Source organism: Microbacterium sp. JZ70, assembly GCF_053903225.1.
Window position 1 is genome coordinate 319022 of the sequence record NZ_CP096405.1, and the last position, 17713, is coordinate 336734.

The following is a 17713-nucleotide window of genomic DNA, read 5'->3' on the forward strand; positions in this document are numbered from 1 at the left end:
GATCAGTCCTTCACTGCGCCGGCGGTCACACCGGCGGCGACGTAGCGCTGAGCCATCACAAGGAGGACGGCAGCGGGGATGGAAGCGACGACGGCGGTCGCCATGATGGCGTTCCACTGCGTGGTGTTGTTGCCGATGTATGCGAAGATGCCGAGCGTCACGGGCCGCAGGTCGCTGTTGCGCGCGAGGGTCGATGCGAAGACGAAGTCGGACCACGCCCACAGGAAGGCGAAGAGCGACACCGTGAGCACCGAGTTGCGGCTCATCGGCATCACGATCGACACGAAGGTACGCCACGCTCCCGCGCCGTCCACGCGAGCCGCCTGCAGCAGCTCCCGTGGCAGACCGATCATGAACGCGCTGAAGAGCAGCACGCCGAACGGCACGGCGACCGTCGAGTCGGCGAGGATGAGGCCCCACACGCTGTTGAGCAGTCCGAGGCGGACGTAGATCGCGTAGAAGCCCATCGCCATGACCACGGCCGGGATCATCTGCGCCACCAGCAGGAGGAAGTTCAGCGTGCGCCCTCCGCGGAGGTTGAGCAGCGCGATCGCGTAGGCCGCCGGTGCTGCGATGACGACCGTCAGCACCACGCAGCCGAGGCCGATGAGCAGGCTCGTGCCGAGGTTCGGGAGCTGCTGGCGGAAGACCGCTTCGAAACCCTCGAACGTCGGGTCGAACGGGAAGACGTGCGGCGGGTTCGCGCGCAGGTCGCTCGTGCGCGTCAGCGAGACGTTGACCATCCAGTAGACGGGGAAGAGCATCAGGGCGGTGAAGATGACGCCCAGCGCGACCTTCCACCAGTTGTGTCGGGCCGTCATGAGTTCACCTCGCGTCGCTGCACGCGCAGATAGAGGAATCCGAAGATGAGGGCGATCACGATGAGGAGGTTGCCGATCGCGGCCGCGGGCGACAGGTCTGGCTGGCCGGTCCCGAACGCCTCGCGGTAGGACCAGATCGCCAGCGTCGTCGAGGAATTCGCGGGCCCGCCGGCCGTCATGATCCAGATGATGTCGACGACTTTGAGGGTGTAGACGAGCCCGAGCAGGAGCGTGATGGCCGAGACCGGACGCAGGAGCGGAAACGTGATGCTCCAGAACTGTCGCCACGGGCCGGCTCCGTCGAGCGACGCCGCCTCGTAGACGTCGCCGGGGATGTTCTGCAGGCCGGCGTAGAGGATGACGAGGTTGAACGGGATGCCGAGCCAGATGTTCGCGATGATCACCGCGGTGAGCGACGTCTCGGGCGACGTCAGCCAGTTGATCTGGGGCCCGCCGAACGCGGCGAGCACCGAGTTGACGATGCCGCTGTCGCTGTTGAGCATCCACGACCAGGTCGAGGCCGACACGATGAGCGGGAGCAGCCACGGCACGAGGAAGAGTCCGCGCAGGATGCCTGACAGCGGAAAGCTCGTCCGGAAGAAGACGGCGAGCGCCAAGCCGATCGCGTACTGGAACAGCAGCGAGACGAAGACGAATGCTGCCGTGTTCGCGAGTGCCGTAGCGAACAGCGGCGACTGCACGATGTCGACGTAGTTGGCGAGGCCTACGAACTCGGCATTGCCCTGGACGAACGCGCGGATCGTGTAATCGTGGACGCTCAGGTCGACGCTGCGGACGAGCGGGAAGACGTAGAAGATCAGCAGGTACGCCAGCAGAGGCAACGCGAAGGCGAACGCGACCCAGCGCGATCCGAGCAGCGGCGAAGGCCGGCGCCTGCGCGGATCGGGGACGACGAACGCGGCCGTGTCGCGCGGTGCGCCGGCGGTGCGTGCGGAGGTTGTGAGGGTCATGATGCTCTCGTTTCGGGCCGGGGCGGAGAAGGCTCCGCCCCGGCGTCTCTCACGGGGTCACTGGCCCCCGGTCTCGGCCGCGGCGGCCTCCTGCGCGGCGTCGAGGGCGTCCTGCGGAGACTCGACTCCCGAGAGCGCGCTCTGGACAGCGGTCCAGAGCTGCTCCGAGATGATCGGATAGTCCGTGCCGAGGTTGTCACTCGTGCGGCCCTTCGCCGACTGAACCGCAGAGACCCACGTCTCGAGCTCCGGGTTCTCCTCCAGCAGCGCCTCCTGTCCCTCGGCCGTGGGCGGGATGTAGTACGCGAACGTCGTCGCGGTCTCGACGAACCCCTCGGACGTCGTCATGCACTCGATGATCTGGCGCGTCACCTCATAGCGCGCGGTGTCCGCCTGGACGGGGGCGATGATGAACTCGCCGCCGGTCGGAGCGGGAGCGGCACCGCCGTCCTTCGCAGGCAGCGTGATCACTCCGGTCTCGAAGGGGGCCTCGGCAGCGCTGTTCACCTGCCACGTGCCGTTCTCGGCGAAGGCGAACTCACCGGTGAGGAACTCCTCCCAGACGGTGTTCTGCGAGTTGGTGATGACCGAGTTGGGGGCGTAGCCCGCATCGAGCCACCCCTTCCAGAGCTCGAGGGCCTCGACTGCCTCCGGCGAGTTCAGCTCCGTGAGCTCTGCCCCTGCGCCCCAGAACCACGGAAGGAACTGGAACGAGCCCTCCTCCGTGTTGAGCGCCGAGAAGGTGATGCCGCGCTTGCCGGTCTCGGATACGGCAGCCAGCGCCTCCTCGAAGCTCGACCAGTCGGTGATCGAGGCGGGGTCGACGCCCGCCTCGGCCAGGATGACGGCGTTGTAGTAGAGGGCAAGTGTGTTCGCCCCGATCGGGATGCCGTAGGTCTCGCCGTCCAGCTCGCCCGCAGCGAGGAGGTTCTCGTCGACGCCGGAAACGTCCAGGCCGAGCTCATCGACGGTGGACACCATGCCGGTCTCCGCGAGCGTCGAGACGGCGGGGTTGTCGAGCAGGATGATGTCGGGCGAATTGTTCTCCTGAGCGGCCAGGAGCGCCTGGTTGGTGAGGGCCGTCGTGTCGTACGCCGTGCGCTCGATCGTCACGCCCGCTTCGGTGCCGCAGGCCTGCACGCGGTCGGCCCAGTCGGATCCCTCCTCGTGCTGCGGGTACGGATCCCACCAGGTGTAGGTGTCGGATGAGCCCGAGCCGGCTTCGGTGCCGGTCGTGCCCGCGCAGCCGGCGAGCGCGCCGACGGCGATGAGGGCGCTCGCGAGCGCGAGCGGCCTGCGCAGGTTCCTGATGATCATGGGGTTCCTCCTTGAACGGGATGCCCGTCGGGTGCGGGCGGATGCTGTCAGGCGCGAGCGGGGGGTGCGGCGATGGAGCCGCGATCGTGGATGACGGGTGGGATGAGCTCTACGGTGTGGGGCACGTCGGCGCCCTCGATCCGGGCGACGAGCTGCTCGACGGCACGTCGGCCGAGTTCGGCCGCCGCACTGTCGACGGAAGAGAACGGAAGGGAGAACGTGCGCGCGAAGTCATCGGAGTAGCGTCCGATGACGGAGAGGTCCTCGGGAGTCCTGAGACCGCGCTCCCACAGGACGCTGGGCAAGGCCGCCGCCGCCGCCTCGTTGTTCAACAGCAACCCCGTGACGTCCGGATGCGCGTCGAGGAACGACACCAGATCGCGCCCGATGTCGGGCTGGCTCGATGCGCCGAAGTAGCGGTGCAGCGTGATCCCCAGCTCTTCGGCGCGCCCAGCTGCAGCGTCGGCGAGGCGCCATACGTACGCGCCGCCGCGCTCCACGACGTGCTCCGGCTGAGAGACGAGGATCAGGTCGCGATGACCGAGCTCGTGAAGACGGTCGACCATGAGACGGCCGGTCGCGACGAAGTCGAGATCGAACACGTCGACGCCCGATGTGTCGGCGGGCAGTCCGACGAGAGCACCGGGCTGCTGCGCAGCGCGCAGCGGCGCGAGGCGGGTGTCGTTCTCGGCGACGTTGAGGAGGACAAACCCATCGACCATGCGGGAGTCCGAGATGCGCTTGAGAGCCGCGACCCCGTCCTCCTCGGAGATCAGCAGGGTGTCGTAGCCGCGCGCGCGAGCGCAGTCAGAGATTCCGAGGATGTACTGCAGCATGGCGGGCGCGAACTCGTCTGAGAGGAACCGGGCGAGCACCCCCAGCACCTTCGTCTGCGATGTCGCCAGAGCACGGGCTCCGGCGTTCGGGGTGAAGCCAAGTGACCGGACCGCCTCTTCCACGCGCTGGCGGACCTCCGGCGAGATGGCCCGCTTCCCCGACAGCGCATACGAGGCGGTGCTCCGCGAGACGCCTGCGACGCGGGCGACGTCCCCGATGGTGACCATGCTGTCCTCCACTTCGAACCGGTTCGACTTCGAACCGGTTCGAAGCTAGCGGATGCGCCGCGGTCGGCGCAAGAGGGAGGTTCCGACCGCCTGTCGTCGCGCCGCGACAGAGCCCTCCGGCCCTGCTACGGTCCCCTCATGTCGCGGACCGTGATCCTCGTCGAGGGCGAGAGCGACCGCGCGGCGCTGCAGGCCGCGGCGGTGGCCCTGCGTCGCCCGCTCTCGGCCGAGATCGTCGTCATGTACGGCATCACGAACCTCCTTCGTCACCTTGAGGAGCACGCGGCCGACCGCGTCGTCGTGCTCTACGACGCGCCCGAGCACCACCGTGTCGAGCGCGCGCTCGCGCATTCGTCGGCGCAGCCATCCGCTCTCTTCGCGTGCGAGCGCGATCTCGAGGAGGAGCTGATCCGCGCGGCGGGAGCCGACCGCGTGCTCGACGTCATCGAGGCGGAGGGCGACCTGCCCGCGTGGCGCGCGCTGCGCGGCCAGCCCTTCCACCGCGAGCACCCCGTCGAGGAGGTGCTTCACCGCTTCATGGGGTCGATCGGCGGGCGCAAGCTCCGCTACGCGTCCGCTCTCGTCGCGATCCTCCGCCCCGACGAACTGCCCCGACCGCTCGTGGAGGTCATCCACGCGGCGGCTGAATCACGGTGATTCAGCCGCCGAGCGCGATCAGGTCGTCATCGCTCAGCTCGACGCTCGAGGCCGCGATGTTCTCCTCCAGATGGCGGATGGATGTGGTCCCGGGGATCGGGACGACGTTCGCAGAGCGACGGAGGAGCCAGGCGATCGCCACCTGACCCGGCAGCACGCCGTTCCTGCGCGCGACCTCGTCGAGCATTCCGGAGGCGCGCGTGTGGGCGCCGACCGCGAGCGGGAAGAACGGCACGAACGCGATCCCGTGTGCGGCCGTGTAGTCCACCACGGGGTCGTGATCGCGCGCGCCCACGTTGTAGAGGTTCTGAACAGCGGCGATCGGCGCGACCGCGAGGGCCTCGTCGATCTCGGCGACCGACACCTCGGACAGACCGATGTGCCGGATCTTGCCCTCCGCGCGCAGCTCGGCGAGAGCCCCGACCTGGTCGCTGACGGGGTACGCCGGGTCGAGGCGGTGGAGGCTGACGAGATCGATCCGGTCGAGACGGAGCCGTCGGAGCGAGAGCTCGACCTGCTGACGGAGGTAGACGGGATGCCCCAGCGGGACCCACTCATCCGGCGAGGGCCTGAGGTTGCCGACCTTGGTTCCGATCACGAGATCCTCACCGTAGGGGTGCAGGGCCCGGGCGATCAGCTCCTCGTTCTCGCCCAGGGCATAGGAATCGGCCGTGTCGATGAACTGCACCCCGAGCTCGACGGCCCGGCGAAGCACAGCGATGGCAGCAGCCGGATCAGCGGGTGCCTGCCAGATCCGCGCTCCGGCCTGGGTGCCATCACCGGTCGCGTCCGTGAGCCTCATCGCGCCGAACCCGATCCGGTGGATGGCGAGGTCGCCTCCGAGCGGGAAGGTTTGCGTCAGGGCAGCGGTTGCGTCGTGTGTCGTGGTCATGGGGCGACCGTAGGACCTGACATCAGTGTCAGATGCAAGAGGAGATCGACATGGAGCGTCTCGATGCGATCGGGATCGGCGAGCTCGCGGAGCGCACGCGCTCAAGCGTCCGCTCGATCCGCTACTACGAGCAGCAGGGCCTGATCACCTCGGTTCGCACCGCGGCGGGGCACCGCCGCTTCGATCGCGCCTCCGTCGAGACGGTGCTCCGCATCCGGCGTCTGCTCGACGCCGGCCTGCCGCTCGCGATCGTCGCGAAGATCCTGCCCTGCTTCATCGGCGATGGCGTCAGACTCGACGCGTGCGTCGCCGACTACCTGCGCGATCATCTCGAGTCCATCGACGAGCGCATCGAGACGCTCGACCATCAGCGGGAGACGGTCGAGGGGCTGCGACGGCTCGTCGCGGTCTGACGTCCGCGGGCGGCGCGTGAGTCAGGGCGGTCAGGCCCCGAGCGCGATCGTCTCGGAGTGCTCGGCACCGCCCTCGAACCACACGAACTCGACGCTCGCGACCGTCTCGCTGGGGCCCGAGGGGATGTCGCGGACGGCTCCGCGACGCAGCGCCTCCCATTCCTCCGCGGAGAGCACCGCGCCGTAGATGAGCGAGAGATGGAAGACCCACTGCTCGAGGGGCAGCTCGCCGATCCGACTGAAGTCCGTGGCGTCGAGGCGATCGGTGAGGCTCGAGTAGGCGTCGACAAGCGACGCGGTCCGGGCGAGCCGCGTGATGACGATCTGAAAGGGCGCAGGGAAGGCGTCGACGGCGTCCACCTGCAGCTCGATGGGAGGGATCCCCGCCGCCCAGGCCCGGATCTCATCGCGGAGCTCTCCGACGCGACGCGCTTCCGAGAAGCCGCGCAGCGTCACGTGCCCGACCGTCGGGAAGGGCGCCGTCGGCACCGACGCGCGGAGCTCCTCCTGCGTCGAGTCGAAGAACGCTGCCACCGGGCCCGTCGGGCAGAGCACGACGTACTGCTGGCCCTCGAGCGATCGCAGCTGCTCGGGGTCGGTCATGATCGCGCGCTTCACGGGCTTCTCCTTCGACGGGGACGAGGTGCCTGCGGGAGTCGAACCCGCCTGCGGGGCTTTGCAGGCCGCTGCCTCACCGCTCGGCCAAGGCACCGTGACCACCGACGATATCGGCGCACTGACCGAGCAGGGCCCTGTGTTTCCGAACGGCGGTCAGCCCCCCCTGCAGCAGGGGAGTTCGTCACAGATCGCCGTTCAGCCGCCCGCATGTGACGACGGGTCCAGAATCCAGCGGCCCTCGTCGTCGGAGAGCAGGAGACGCGGAGCGGCGACGCCCGCGACCTCGAGAAGGCACGCATGGAGCACCGAGGGGATGACCGCCTCGGGGCGCACGGGGCGAGCGCGATCATCCGGCGCGGCTTGGACCATCCCGGCCGGCACGTCCCCGCGGGCGACGGTCACCGGCCGGTGCTCGCCCTCAGTGAGCATCCACTGGAGGAGACCGTCGGCGCCATCCCGTGCGTGCAGAACCTCGACCTCCGGCCGGAGGGCGTGCGCGAGTTCGCGAGCGGTCCTGCAGACGGCGGGCGCGGATCCGGCGCGCGACACCGTCCATCCGCTCGGCGACGCGCGGACGCTCAGGCGATGTCCGAGTGCGGATGCGATCCGCGCGACCACGCCGCGCGCGTGGGCGCGGGACAGCACGGCATCGGCCCACGATGCCTGCGCTGCCCCGCACCCTCCGCACATCAGAGCATCACGTCTCCGCTGTTGGGCCCCAGCGTCTGGCCGACGTAGAGGTCTCCGAACGGCGAGGACGCGAGCATGACGGCCGTGGGTGCGACCTCGTCGACCTGCCCGAAGCGCCCGAGGGGCAGCTCGGCGCGCTTGGCGACCTTCCAGTCATCGCTGATGCCGGCCACGAGCGGCGTCTCGATCGGGCCCGGCGCGATGCAGTTCGCGAGCACGCCGTCGCGCGACACCTCGAGAGCGAGCGACTTCGTGAGAGCGATCACGCCGGCCTTGGCCGCCGCGTAGTGCGCCATGCCCGTTCCGCCCTTCTGCCCGAGCTGCGATGCGACGTTGATGATGCGACCGCGCCCGCGCGCACGCATCCCCGGGAGCACCTCGCGGCACAGCAGGAAGACGCTGGTGAGATCGATCGAGAGGGTCTCGTTCCACTGCGCGAGGCCCATGCTCTCGACCGGCGACTCGGTCAGGATCCCGTGCGAGGTGACCAGCACGTCGATGCGCCCCAGCGCGCGCTCCGCCTCCGCGACAACGGAGACGATGCTCGCCTCCTCCGCCGCGTCGAAGGTCAGGCCGACGTGCTCGGCCGACCCGCCGCGCGAGATCTCGGCCGCTGCGTCTGCGACACGAGGGCTGCGGTCGGCGAGCGCGACGCGTGCCCCCGCTGCGGCGAGATGGATGGCCGTGGCCAGGCCGATCCCGCTCGCCGCGCCGGTGACCAGCGCGGTGCGGCCGGCGAGCACTCCGCCGTAGTCCGGAAGGGTCATCCTCAGCTCCTCATCGCGACGGTGAGCCCGCCGTCCACGGTGATCGACTGGCCGCTCACGTAGGCCGCGTCGCGCGAGAGCAGGAACGCCGCGACGCTCGCGACCTCCTCCACGCGACCGACGCGCCCCCAGGGGATGTAGTCGCCCGCGGCGCGCAGGCCGTCCGGGCCCAGCGAGTTCGCCGCGTCGAGAGACTGCGGCGATTCGATGAGGGCGGGGATGATCGCGTTCGCGCGGATGCCGCGCGGAGCGAACTCGACCGCGATGCTCCGGACGAGTCCGAGGACGCCCGCCTTCGCCGTCGCGTAGTGCGCGTGCTCCTCCCAGCCGTACACGCCGCCCGCGATGGACGAGATGGCGACGATCGAGCTGCCTTCCGAGAGGTGCGGGATGGCCGCGCGCACGAGCCGCATGACGCCGTGCAGGTCGACCTGGAGCATGGCGTCCCAGGCCTCGTCGGTCATGTCCGCGAAGGCGGCCCGACGGAGGATGCCGGCGTTCGCGACGACGTGATCGATCCGCCCGAAGGCCGCGAGCGCCGCCTCGGCGAAGGCGTCGGTCGACGCGGTGCTCGCGACATCCAGGTCCACGACGATCCCCTCGCCACCCGCGGACTCCGCGCCGCGCAGGGTCTCGTGAGCGTCGTGCGGGTCGCCCGGGAAGCGCCCGATGACGACGCGGTGCCCGTCGCCCGCGAGACGCACGGCCGTCGCCCGGCCGATGCCGCTGGCGGCACCCGAGATGATCGTGACCGGTGCGTCCGTCATGCGGGCACCTCCCCCGCGCGAGGCTCGACGGCGCCCGCGCCCTTCTTGACGAAGAGCATGATGAGGCCGGAGAGGAACGTTCCGAGCGCGCCGACGATGAACGCCGCCATCGAGAAGGGCACGGCGGCCGCGACGAGGCCGGTGAGGATGAACCCCGCGATCACGGCTCCGGGCTGGCTCATCGCGCCGATGAACGTCGAGCCCGTGGCGCGGCAGTCTGCGTCGTAGCACTCCGCCTGGAAGAACATGATCGCGGCGTACGGGCCGAGCAGGAAGAACAGGCCGAGCATGTACGTCACGAGTACGAACACGGGGTTGCTCGGCCCGAGCAGCATCGCGGCGAACATGATGCCGCCGAGCAGCCATCCGCCGACGATGACGTTGCGTCGGCCGAGCCGATCGCCCAGCCATCCGTGCGTGAGGTAGCCGAGCGCGCCGACGATGTTCGACAGGACGATCATGATGAGCGCGTTCGAGGCGTCGAAGCCCTTGCCGCTCTCGAGCACGGTCGTGCCGAGCACCGAGAAGGTCTGGATGCCGAACCAGTTGAACAGCCACGCGAGCGACAGCACGATCGTGCTCCGCAGGTGACGGCCCTGGAAGATGCGTCGGAACGGGGCGTGCTTCTGCACGTCGAGGCCGACGCTGCGGGCGAACTGCTCGGCGCCCTCGTGGTCGCCGGCCGCGCTGAGCTTCTTGATGTGGCGCATCGCCACGAACTGGGGGCTCTCCTTGAGCGTGAGGCACAGGAGGGCGACGATGATCGCCGGGACGGTCGCCACGAGGAACACGATGCGCCAGTTCTCGGGGCCGACGATCGCGGTCATGATCGCCACGAAGCCCGCAGCGAGCAGGGCGCCCAGCGGCCAGCCCGTCTGCACCATGGAGTACACGAAGCCCTGGTTGCGCTTGATCTTCTCGTCGTCGGTGACGCTGTAGAGCTCGTTGAGGTAGGTCGCGTTGACCGACTGCTCGGCGAGGCCGAGGCCGCTGATCGCGCGGACGCCGACGAGCGAGACGGCGCCCTGGGTGATCGCGGTCGCGGCAGACGAGGCGGCGGTGCCGCCGACCGAGATCACCATGCCCTTGCGGCGCCCGAGCCGGTCGACGAGCGGACCCACGAGGATCACGACGATGAACGTCCCGATGCTCACGAACGTCGAGACGAGGAGGGCGAAGCTCGGCTCCCAGCCGAATCCCTCCTCGATGCGCGGCAGCAGGGTGCCGAAGAGGATGAAGTCGTAGACCGCGATGGTCCAGGCGAAGAAGGCGATGCCGGTCGCCCGGCGGGTCTCTCTCACGCCGACTCTGCGCAGCGCGGGGGTGATGGTTGACATGTCGTGTCCTTCGGGTGCGCGTCAGTGCTGACGCGGAGAACGGGCGAGGAAGTCGGTCGCGATGCCGTCGAAGGTGCTCCAGCGCACGCCGTCGTGCGAGTTGATGTACTCGATGAGGCGCTCGAGCATGAGGAGCACCTGCGGGCGCCCCGAGACATCCGGGTGGATGGTCATGGTGAAGACCGCGTAGTCGTTCTCGCGGTGGATCCAGTCGAACTGGTCGCGCCACATCTGCTCGATGTCGCGGGGATTCACGAAGCCGTGGCTGTTCGGGCTCGACTTGATGAACATCATGGGAGGCAGGTCGTCGAGGTACCAGCTGGCGGGGATCTCGACGAGATCGGTCTCCTGACCGCGCACGAGCGGCTTCATCCACGTGCTCGCGGGCTTGTCGTAGTCGATCTTGTCCCAGGTGTCCCCGACGCGGACGTAGTACGGCTCGAAGTCGCGGTGCATGAGCGAGTGGTCGTAGCGGATGCCCTGCTCGATGAGGAGCTCGTTCGTGACGGGCGAGAACTCCCACCACGGCGCGACGTAGCCCGTGGGCCGCTTGCCCGCGCGCCGCTCGATGAGGTCGATGCAGTAGGTCAGGATCTCCGACTCCTGCTCGCGCGTCATGGCGATGGGGTTCTCATGGCTGTAGCCGTGGACCCCGATCTCGTGGCCCGCGGCGACGACCTGGTCGAACTGCTCGGGGAACGTCTCGATGGAATGCCCGGGCCAGAACCACGTGCTCGGCAGGTCGTACCGCTCGAACAGGCGGTTGAGCCGCGGCACGCCGACCTCGCCGGCGAAGAGGCCGCGCGAGATGTCGCCGGGCGAGTCCTCCCCGCCGTACGAGCCGAGCCATCCGCCGACGGCGTCGACGTCGACTCCGAAAGCCACGAAGATTTCCTTGGCCATGGTGGATCTCCTTTTCTCAGTGAGGACGGATGTCCTTCGTGTGGGTGGTCAGAGGGCAGCGGACGGCGCAGACCGCGCGTCCGCATGCGTGCAGATGCGCGCGAATCGGCTGCGCGCGGTCTCCGCGGCGCCGTCGTCCGCCGCGTCCTGGGCTTCCGCGAGGATCAGGGCGAGGAGGATGCGCGCCTGGGTCGCCGGCACCGCGCCGAGGGGCACCGCGCCGGCGTGGACGGCGTCGACCGCGCCGCCTCCCGCGTACAGCGGAACGACGGCGCCTGCCCCCGTCCGCGTTCCGAGCCCGACGACGACGCCCGCCCTCGAGGCGCGCGCGATCCCCTCGGTCAGTCGGGTCCCCGGGTTTCCGGCGCCGCCGCCGAGGACGATCACGCCCTGCGCCCCCGCACGCACCGCAGCGTCGAGCAGCGCGGAGTCGGCGCCGGGATAGGCGAGCACGAGGTCGACGCGGACGGCGTCGAAGGCGGCACCCGGTCGGGCGAGGGGTGCGCGGGCGTCGGGGCGGAACGCGTACTCCGGTCGCTCGAGGACACGCCCGATCGGCCCTCCGAAGACGCTCGCGAACGGCTGGGCCGCGAGCGTGTGCGCCTTGCGAAGCCCGAACGCGCTGAAGACCTCGCCCGCGAACACCACGAGGGCCCCGCGACGGCGGCTGTCGGGCGAGGCGGCCACGACCAGGGCGTCTCGCAGGTTGCGCGGACCGTCGGTGTCCGGCGCGTCGGCGGAGCGCTGCGCACCGGTGAGCACGACGGGGCGGGGATCGTCGTGGACGAGGTCGAGCAGAGCAGCCGTCTCCTCGAGCGTGTCCGTGCCGTGCGAGACGACGACGCCGTCGACGTCGTCTCGGGAGAGCGCGTGAGCCACCGCGTCGGAGATGGTTCGCAGGTCGCACAGCTCGAGGTTGAACGAGTTGACCGCCAGCACGTCGTGCACCTCGACCGTGATGTCGCCGTCGAGATCTCCCGCGGCGGCGGCGAGCTCGGCCGCGGAGTCGGTCGCCTTCGACCCGCCGGAGGGCATGCGCCGCGAGGCGATGGTGCCTCCGGTACCGAGGAGCACGAGGTGGGGCATGAGCTTCTTCCGAGGGTCGAGCGAGCGGGTTGCCGTCCATACTGCTCCCACACAATCGTTAAACGCAATCGTTTGTGTGAAGATCGTGTTACAGGAGTTTGCGGCAAACCGACGCGACATCGCGTCGGCGGCGACGGCGCCGTGCGCCACAATGGACTCGTCCCACGAGGAGCACGCGTGACACCACCACCGGGCCGGCGCCCCATCACCCAGCGCGGCATCGCCGACCTCGCCGGCGTGAGCATCACGACCGTCTCCCGCGTCCTGGGCGCCCCCGGCGAGGAGGCCCTCCGCTGGGCCTCACCGGGCAAGGTCGCGGAGATCCGGCAGATCGCCGAGGAGCACGGCTACCGCCGCAACCCCCACGCGGCGAGCCTGCGCACGGCGCGATCGAACCAGATCGGCGTGATCGTCCCCCGACTCCAGGACTACGTGCTCGCCACGATCTACGAGGGCATCGACGAGGCCGCCGGAGAGCGCGGCATCTCGACGTTCGTGACGAACTCGCTCGACGACGTCGCGCAGCAGCGCATCCGCACCCAGCAGATGCTCGACCGCCGCGTCGACGGGATCATCTTCGGAGACGCCCACCTCGACGACCCGTTCCTCGACGAGCTCGCGGAGCAGGGAGTGCCGTTCGTCGTGACCTCGCGACGACGCCCTCCGCACGTGGGTGTCACGTGCGACGACTATCTGGGAGGCCGCCTCGTCGGCGAGCACCTGCTCCAGATCGGCCGCACCGACGTCCTGATCCTCGCCGGCCTCACGTTCGCCTCCACCGCCCGCGACCGCACGCAGGGGCTCATCGACAGCTTCCATGACGCGGGCGTGGACGTGCCGCCCGAGCGCATCGTCTATCGCGGATTCGACGCGGCCGCCGGGCAGGAGGCGACGATGGCGGCGCTCGACGCCGGGATCCGCCCTGACGCGGTCTTCGCGACCAACGACTTCGCCGCGATCGGAAGCCTCGGCGCCCTCATCACGCGGGGTATGTCGGTGCCAGACGACGTCGCCCTCGTCGGCTACAACGACACGCCGCTCGCGGCCTCCGTGGGCATCCCGCTCACGACCGTCCGCTCGCCGATGCACGAGATGGGGCGACGTGCTCTCGAGACCCTCCTGCGCGTCGTCGCCGGCGAGACACCCGAGTCCTCGCTGCTGACGCCCGAGCTCCTCGTGCGCGCGTCGACCACCGTGTCCGAGTCACCGTGACTCACGCGGCCACGGACATCCCGATCACCGCCACGCCGAGCAGCACGTCGAGAGCGCAGCAGAACTCGGCCATGGATGGCGCGACAACGCGCCGGGCGCGCAGGTGCCGCGCATCCCACGCCGCGTGCCCCAGCAGCCCGAGCCCGACGAGCACTCCCGCCCACGGCTGACCGAGCGCCGCGACGACGAGCGCGATCCCGATGATCACCGCCATCGCAGCGGCCTGCAGCGGAAGCCCCCACGGCGGCCGGATGGCCCCGCGCACGACGCCGACGACGGCGAGCGCGATCGCGAGGACGACGAGGGCCCAGAACGGGCCGAATCCGTCGATGAGGGCTCCTGCGCCGATGAGCACGAAGGTGACGCCGAAGAGCGGCCACGCGAGGCTGGGCCGGCCGAGCGCCGCGGCGCCGAGGTAGACGAAGCCGGCCGCCGTGAGCACCTGAGCGACCTCGGCGGAGTCCGAGAAGCCGCGCGCGAAGGCGAGGGCGAGCGCCCCTCCGAACACGATCCCGGCGAGGGCGGCCCAGCGGCGCAGCAGCCAGGGCCGGCTCCGGGGCGTGATGGCGGTCATGGGCCCTCCTCCGGCGTCGAGCGCGTCGGCTTCTCGCACAGCACGGTAGGGCCGCGGCGCACGAGCGGCAAGGGCCGCGGCCCAACGTTGGGCCGCGGGCTGTCCGTACGATCGACCCATGGAACCGGACGAGCGCCTCTACCTCCGCGTCACCCTGCGCGACGTCGAGCCGGAGATCTGGCGCGAGTTCGAGATCGACGGCCAGATGACCATCCGCCAGCTGCATATGGCGATCCAGGTGATGCTGGGCTGGCGCGAGACCCACCGACACGAGACCTTCGAGGGGCTGCCCCTCACCGAGGACCTGACCCCGCGCCCGCCCCTGCGGTGGGGGCAGCCGTCGTCCGACGATCCGGAGATCCTCGATGAGGACGAGTGGACCATCCTCGGGGCCCTCGAGGAGTCACCGCTCGCCTACATCTACGATTTCGGCGACACGTGGCACCACCTCGTGGAGATCAACCACGAGATGACGCCGATCGCCGAGGCCCCGCCCGTGCTTCTGCGCACGGGGCGCAATCGCGGGCCGTGGGAGGACTCCGGCGGCGCGGAGGGGTACCAGGAGAAGTGCGCGATCTGGGCCGACCCCGACCATCCCGAGCACGACGAGATCCGGCAGTGGGTGGCCGACACCGTCGGTCCCTGGGCGCCCGCGGACCCCACGTTCTTCGACCCGCCGTCGATCCAGGCCGAGCTCAACCTGCTGTTCAACCCCAGCGGCTCGGGCGTCCACCCGTACGACATGTCGGGCCTCGTCAAGGCGGACGAGCTGCGCCCGCCGGGCGATGTCGACCTCGAGTCGCCCATCGTCGCGTTCGCGGGGACGCTCCCTCCGGCCATCCGCTCCGAGCTCCGCCAGCATCTCTATCGCACCGGCGTGCTCGCGCCCACCGACCTCGACGATGCGACGGCCGAGCGGCTGATCCGCCCCTTCGCGTGGCTCGTGGATGCCGTCGGCGCGGGCGGCATCGACCTCACCTCGGCGGGCTGGCTGCCGCCCGACGTCGTGCTCGACGGCATGACCGCGCTCGGCTGGATCGAGGACTGGATCGGCAAGGGCAACCGCGAGGACCTCACGCCGCCGATCGCGAACCTGCGCGAGACGGCGCAGCGCCTCGGGCTCGTGCGGGTGCAGAAGGGGCGCCTGCTGCTGGGCGCAGAGGCGAAGAAGGCGCTCGGCCATCCGCGGCGGCTGCTGCGACTCGTCGCGCGCGGGCTCTACCGCAAGCTGCAGGACGCCGAGGTCGACGCGGCCGTGCTCCTGTTCCTCTCGCTCGCCGACGGCACCCCGGCGGATGAGCGGTGGCGCGCGATCGCCTTCGGGCTCACGATGGCGGGATGGCAGCACCCGAGCGGCGAGTTCGACCGCGACGACATCGCGAGCGTCGCCGGGCGGACGGAGGACCTGCTCGGGGTGCTCTTCGGATGGCGCGAGCGACTCACGCGCGAGGGAAGCGCCGACATCGCCCTCTTCGCGCGCGAGGCGCTGCGGTAGCACCCGACCGGATCGGTCCGGAACGGTCGGGCGGAGCAGCGGTCGTGCGAACGAGACTCGATGCGGAAGGAGGGGCCATGATCGCCGCACTCAACGACCTGATCGACGCCGTCGAGCGCACGCCCGACGACGAGATCGACGTGGCCGCCGTCGCGCACGCCCAAGGCACGACGGAGCACCACCTGCGACGGATGTTCTCGTCGCTCGCGGGCATGCCGGTGTCGGAATACGTCCGGCGGCGGCGCATGACCCTGGCCGCGGCGGATGTCGCGGAGTCGTCGGGCGACCTGCTCGCGATCGCGGTGCGGTACGGCTACGGATCGACCGAGGCGTTCGCGCGGGCGTTCCGCAGCGTGCACGGCGTCGGCCCGAGCGAGGCCCGTCGCGACGGCGGCCCCTTCCGCAGTCAACAGCACCTCAGGTTCCGCCTGACCGTCGAAGGGAGCACCCCCATGCACGTCCGCCTCATCGAACGCCCCGCACTCCGGCTGGTCGGCCACGCCACGCGCGTGCCGCTCATTTACGAGGGGGTCAACCCCCACATCCAGGAGCACATCGCCCGCATCCCGATGGAAGAGCACGTGCGTCTCAAGGCGCTCGGCGACACCGAGCCCGCGGGCATCCTCCAGGTGACCGACGACATCGAGCAGGACAGCGCGGAGGGCAGCGAGCTGACCTACCTGCACGGTGTCGCGATCTCGAACGAGGTCGACGCTCCCGACGACCTCGATGCGATCGCGGTGCCCGCCGGCAGCTGGGCCGTCTTCACGAGCGACGGCCCACATCCGAAGGCCCTGCAGGACATGTGGGCCGCGACCGCCGCCGAGTGGTTCCCGTCGAACCCCTGGCGCCTGCGCCCGGGGCCCTCCATCGTGGCCGTTCTCGAGCACGACGCCGCGTTCACGCAGGCCCGCTGCGAGCTCTGGCTCCCGGTCGAGCGCGCCTGACGCGCATCGGGTCATCCGCCGCTCGCGAGACGCGCGGCGGATGGCCCGCCGTCAAGCGGCCGGCGCGCGACCGACCTCCCGCAGCCATCCGAATCGATCCGGGACGATGCCGAACTGCATGCCGGTCAGCTCGTCACGCAGCCGGGCGGCGATCGGGCCGAAGCCCGCGGTCGGCGTCTCGATGACGCGGGCGGGCGAGACGAGGCGGGCGATGGGCGTCACGACGGCGGCGGTTCCCGTCGCGAACACCTCGACGAGGGTTCCGTCCGCGGCCGCCCTGGCCCACTCGTCGACGCTCACGGGGCGCTCCTCGACCCGGTGGCCGAGGTCGGCCGCGAGCGCGAGCGCGCTGTCGCGCGTGACGCCCTCGAGGATCGTCCCCTCGGCAGGGGGCGTGACGATCGAGCCGTCGGCGAAGGCGAAGAAGATGTTCATGCTGCCGGCTTCTTCGACCCAGGTGTGCGTCTCGGCGTCGGTGAAGAGCACCTGTGCGCAGCCGTGCGCCTCGGCCTCGCGCTGGGCGGCGAGCGACGCCGCGTAGTTCCCTCCGCACTTCGCGGCTCCCGTGCCGCCGCGCCCCGCGCGCGAGAAGTCCGTCGAGAGCCAGAGCGAGACGCCCTCGCTCGCGCCCGAGAAATAGGCGCCCGCGGGCGAGGCGATCACTCCGAAGAGCGCCTGCTTCGCCGGTCGCACGCCGAGGAACGCCTCCGATGCGATGACGAACGGACGCAGGTAGAGGCTCGCGCCGGGGCGCCCGGGAACCCATTCCGCGTCCTGCGCGAGGAGCGCGTCGACCGCCGAGAGGAACAGCGATTCCGGCGGGACCGGCAGGGCGAGCCGCTCCGCAGAGCGCGCCATCCGCCGTGCATTCATCTCCGGGCGGAACGTGACGAGCCGGCCATCCGGATGGCGATAGACCTTGAGGCCTTCGAAGATCTCCTGGCCGTAGTGCAGGACGGCGCTTGCCGGATGGAGCGGAAGCGGCCCCATGGGCTCCACGCGCAGGTCGTGCCAGCCGCTGTCGGCACTCCATTCCGCGATCGCCATATGGTCGGTGAAACGCTGGCCGAACACCGGGTCCTCGAGGATGCGCTCACGCTCGCCGACCGAGGTCGGGGCGGCATTCCGCCGCACCGCGAAGTCGCCTGCCGTGTATCCGGTCGCCGTCGTCGTCATCTCGTT

The 17713-nt window shown here is 70.3% G+C and carries 19 protein-coding genes and 1 tRNA gene; 5 read left to right on the forward strand and 15 right to left on the reverse strand.

The genetic code is table 11. The annotated features are described in order from the left end of the window. Positions 1–2: 2 nt before the first annotated feature. From M1D46_RS01430 to M1D46_RS01445, 4 genes are read right to left on the reverse strand one after another with little or no spacing between them, the layout of a single operon-like run. Positions 3–821 carry a carbohydrate ABC transporter permease gene (locus M1D46_RS01430; RefSeq protein ID WP_456286364.1) on the reverse strand — a complete coding sequence of 273 codons (819 nt, stop codon included), beginning with the start codon at positions 819–821 and terminating at the stop codon, positions 3–5. Beyond that, the gene (locus tag M1D46_RS01435) at positions 818–1792 is read right to left on the reverse strand and encodes a carbohydrate ABC transporter permease (RefSeq protein WP_456286365.1); all 975 of its coding nucleotides are present in this window, start codon (positions 1790–1792) and stop codon (positions 818–820) included. Before M1D46_RS01435 ends, M1D46_RS01430 begins: the two co-directional genes overlap by 4 nt. Positions 1793–1849: 57 nt before the next feature. Next, entirely contained in the window at positions 1850–3109 is a 1260-nt protein-coding gene (locus M1D46_RS01440; RefSeq protein WP_456286366.1) for a sugar ABC transporter substrate-binding protein, read from the reverse strand. 47 nt (positions 3110–3156) lie between these two features. Beyond that, positions 3157–4173 (reverse strand): LacI family DNA-binding transcriptional regulator, encoded by a 1017-nt coding sequence (locus M1D46_RS01445; RefSeq protein ID WP_324013520.1) that lies wholly within the window; start codon positions 4171–4173, stop codon positions 3157–3159. Positions 4174–4311: 138 nt separating this feature from the next. Between M1D46_RS01445 and M1D46_RS01450 the strand changes: the two genes are divergently transcribed. Next, positions 4312–4830, forward strand: coding sequence for an ATP-dependent endonuclease (locus tag M1D46_RS01450; protein ID WP_456286367.1), 519 nt, complete (start codon positions 4312–4314; stop codon positions 4828–4830). A 1-nt stretch (position 4831) separates the two neighbouring features. Here M1D46_RS01450 and M1D46_RS01455 read toward each other — a convergent pair whose 3' ends face one another. Continuing rightward, positions 4832–5722, reverse strand: coding sequence for an aldo/keto reductase (locus M1D46_RS01455; protein WP_456284114.1), 891 nt, complete (start codon positions 5720–5722; stop codon positions 4832–4834). A 50-nt stretch (positions 5723–5772) separates the two neighbouring features. Here M1D46_RS01455 and M1D46_RS01460 point away from each other — a divergent pair, with 50 nt between their 5' ends. Continuing rightward, the gene (locus M1D46_RS01460; RefSeq protein WP_456286368.1) at positions 5773–6135 is read left to right on the forward strand and encodes a MerR family transcriptional regulator; all 363 of its coding nucleotides are present in this window, start codon (positions 5773–5775) and stop codon (positions 6133–6135) included. A gap of 30 nt (positions 6136–6165) precedes the next feature. On the opposite strand, the gene M1D46_RS01465 is transcribed toward M1D46_RS01460, so the two are convergent. From M1D46_RS01465 to M1D46_RS01500, 8 genes are all read right to left on the reverse strand, one after another. Beyond that, positions 6166–6753, reverse strand: coding sequence for a 2'-5' RNA ligase family protein (locus M1D46_RS01465; RefSeq protein ID WP_456286369.1), 588 nt, complete (start codon positions 6751–6753; stop codon positions 6166–6168). 23 nt (positions 6754–6776) lie between these two features. After that, positions 6777–6847: transfer RNA gene (locus tag M1D46_RS01470), tRNA-Cys, on the reverse strand. A 101-nt stretch (positions 6848–6948) separates the two neighbouring features. Further along, on the reverse strand, positions 6949–7398 hold the full coding sequence (locus M1D46_RS01475) for a hypothetical protein (protein ID WP_456286370.1): 450 nt from the start codon (positions 7396–7398) through the stop codon (positions 6949–6951). 44 nt (positions 7399–7442) lie between these two features. Then, positions 7443–8210, reverse strand: coding sequence for an SDR family NAD(P)-dependent oxidoreductase (locus M1D46_RS01480; RefSeq protein WP_456286371.1), 768 nt, complete (start codon positions 8208–8210; stop codon positions 7443–7445). A 2-nt stretch (positions 8211–8212) separates the two neighbouring features. Further along, the gene (locus M1D46_RS01485; protein WP_456286372.1) at positions 8213–8977 is read right to left on the reverse strand and encodes an SDR family NAD(P)-dependent oxidoreductase; all 765 of its coding nucleotides are present in this window, start codon (positions 8975–8977) and stop codon (positions 8213–8215) included. Further along, positions 8974–10314: an MFS transporter gene (locus M1D46_RS01490; RefSeq protein ID WP_324013509.1), complete on the reverse strand. Its 1341-nt coding sequence runs from the start codon at positions 10312–10314 to the stop codon at positions 8974–8976. Before M1D46_RS01490 ends, M1D46_RS01485 begins: the two co-directional genes overlap by 4 nt. 21 nt (positions 10315–10335) lie before the next feature. Continuing rightward, the gene (locus M1D46_RS01495; protein WP_271174126.1) at positions 10336–11217 is read right to left on the reverse strand and encodes a polysaccharide deacetylase family protein; all 882 of its coding nucleotides are present in this window, start codon (positions 11215–11217) and stop codon (positions 10336–10338) included. Positions 11218–11265: 48 nt separating this feature from the next. Next, the gene (locus M1D46_RS01500; protein WP_456286373.1) at positions 11266–12303 is read right to left on the reverse strand and encodes an asparaginase; all 1038 of its coding nucleotides are present in this window, start codon (positions 12301–12303) and stop codon (positions 11266–11268) included. 177 nt (positions 12304–12480) lie between these two features. Between M1D46_RS01500 and M1D46_RS01505 the strand changes: the two genes are divergently transcribed. Continuing rightward, positions 12481–13515 carry a LacI family DNA-binding transcriptional regulator gene (locus M1D46_RS01505; protein ID WP_456286374.1) on the forward strand — a complete coding sequence of 345 codons (1035 nt, stop codon included), beginning with the start codon at positions 12481–12483 and terminating at the stop codon, positions 13513–13515. Position 13516: 1 nt separating this feature from the next. On the opposite strand, the gene M1D46_RS01510 is transcribed toward M1D46_RS01505, so the two are convergent. Further along, positions 13517–14089 carry a hypothetical protein gene (locus tag M1D46_RS01510; protein ID WP_456286375.1) on the reverse strand — a complete coding sequence of 191 codons (573 nt, stop codon included), beginning with the start codon at positions 14087–14089 and terminating at the stop codon, positions 13517–13519. Between the two features lie 118 nt (positions 14090–14207). Here M1D46_RS01510 and M1D46_RS01515 point away from each other — a divergent pair, with 118 nt between their 5' ends. Both M1D46_RS01515 and M1D46_RS01520 read left to right on the forward strand, forming a co-directional pair. Then, positions 14208–15584 (forward strand): plasmid pRiA4b ORF-3 family protein, encoded by a 1377-nt coding sequence (locus M1D46_RS01515; RefSeq protein ID WP_421075921.1) that lies wholly within the window; start codon positions 14208–14210, stop codon positions 15582–15584. 77 nt (positions 15585–15661) lie between these two features. Then, positions 15662–16531 carry an AraC family transcriptional regulator gene (locus M1D46_RS01520; RefSeq protein ID WP_456286376.1) on the forward strand — a complete coding sequence of 290 codons (870 nt, stop codon included), beginning with the start codon at positions 15662–15664 and terminating at the stop codon, positions 16529–16531. 51 nt (positions 16532–16582) lie between these two features. On the opposite strand, the gene M1D46_RS01525 is transcribed toward M1D46_RS01520, so the two are convergent. After that, positions 16583–17707 carry a branched-chain amino acid aminotransferase gene (locus tag M1D46_RS01525; RefSeq protein WP_456286377.1) on the reverse strand — a complete coding sequence of 375 codons (1125 nt, stop codon included), beginning with the start codon at positions 17705–17707 and terminating at the stop codon, positions 16583–16585. Positions 17708–17713 lie beyond the last annotated feature (6 nt).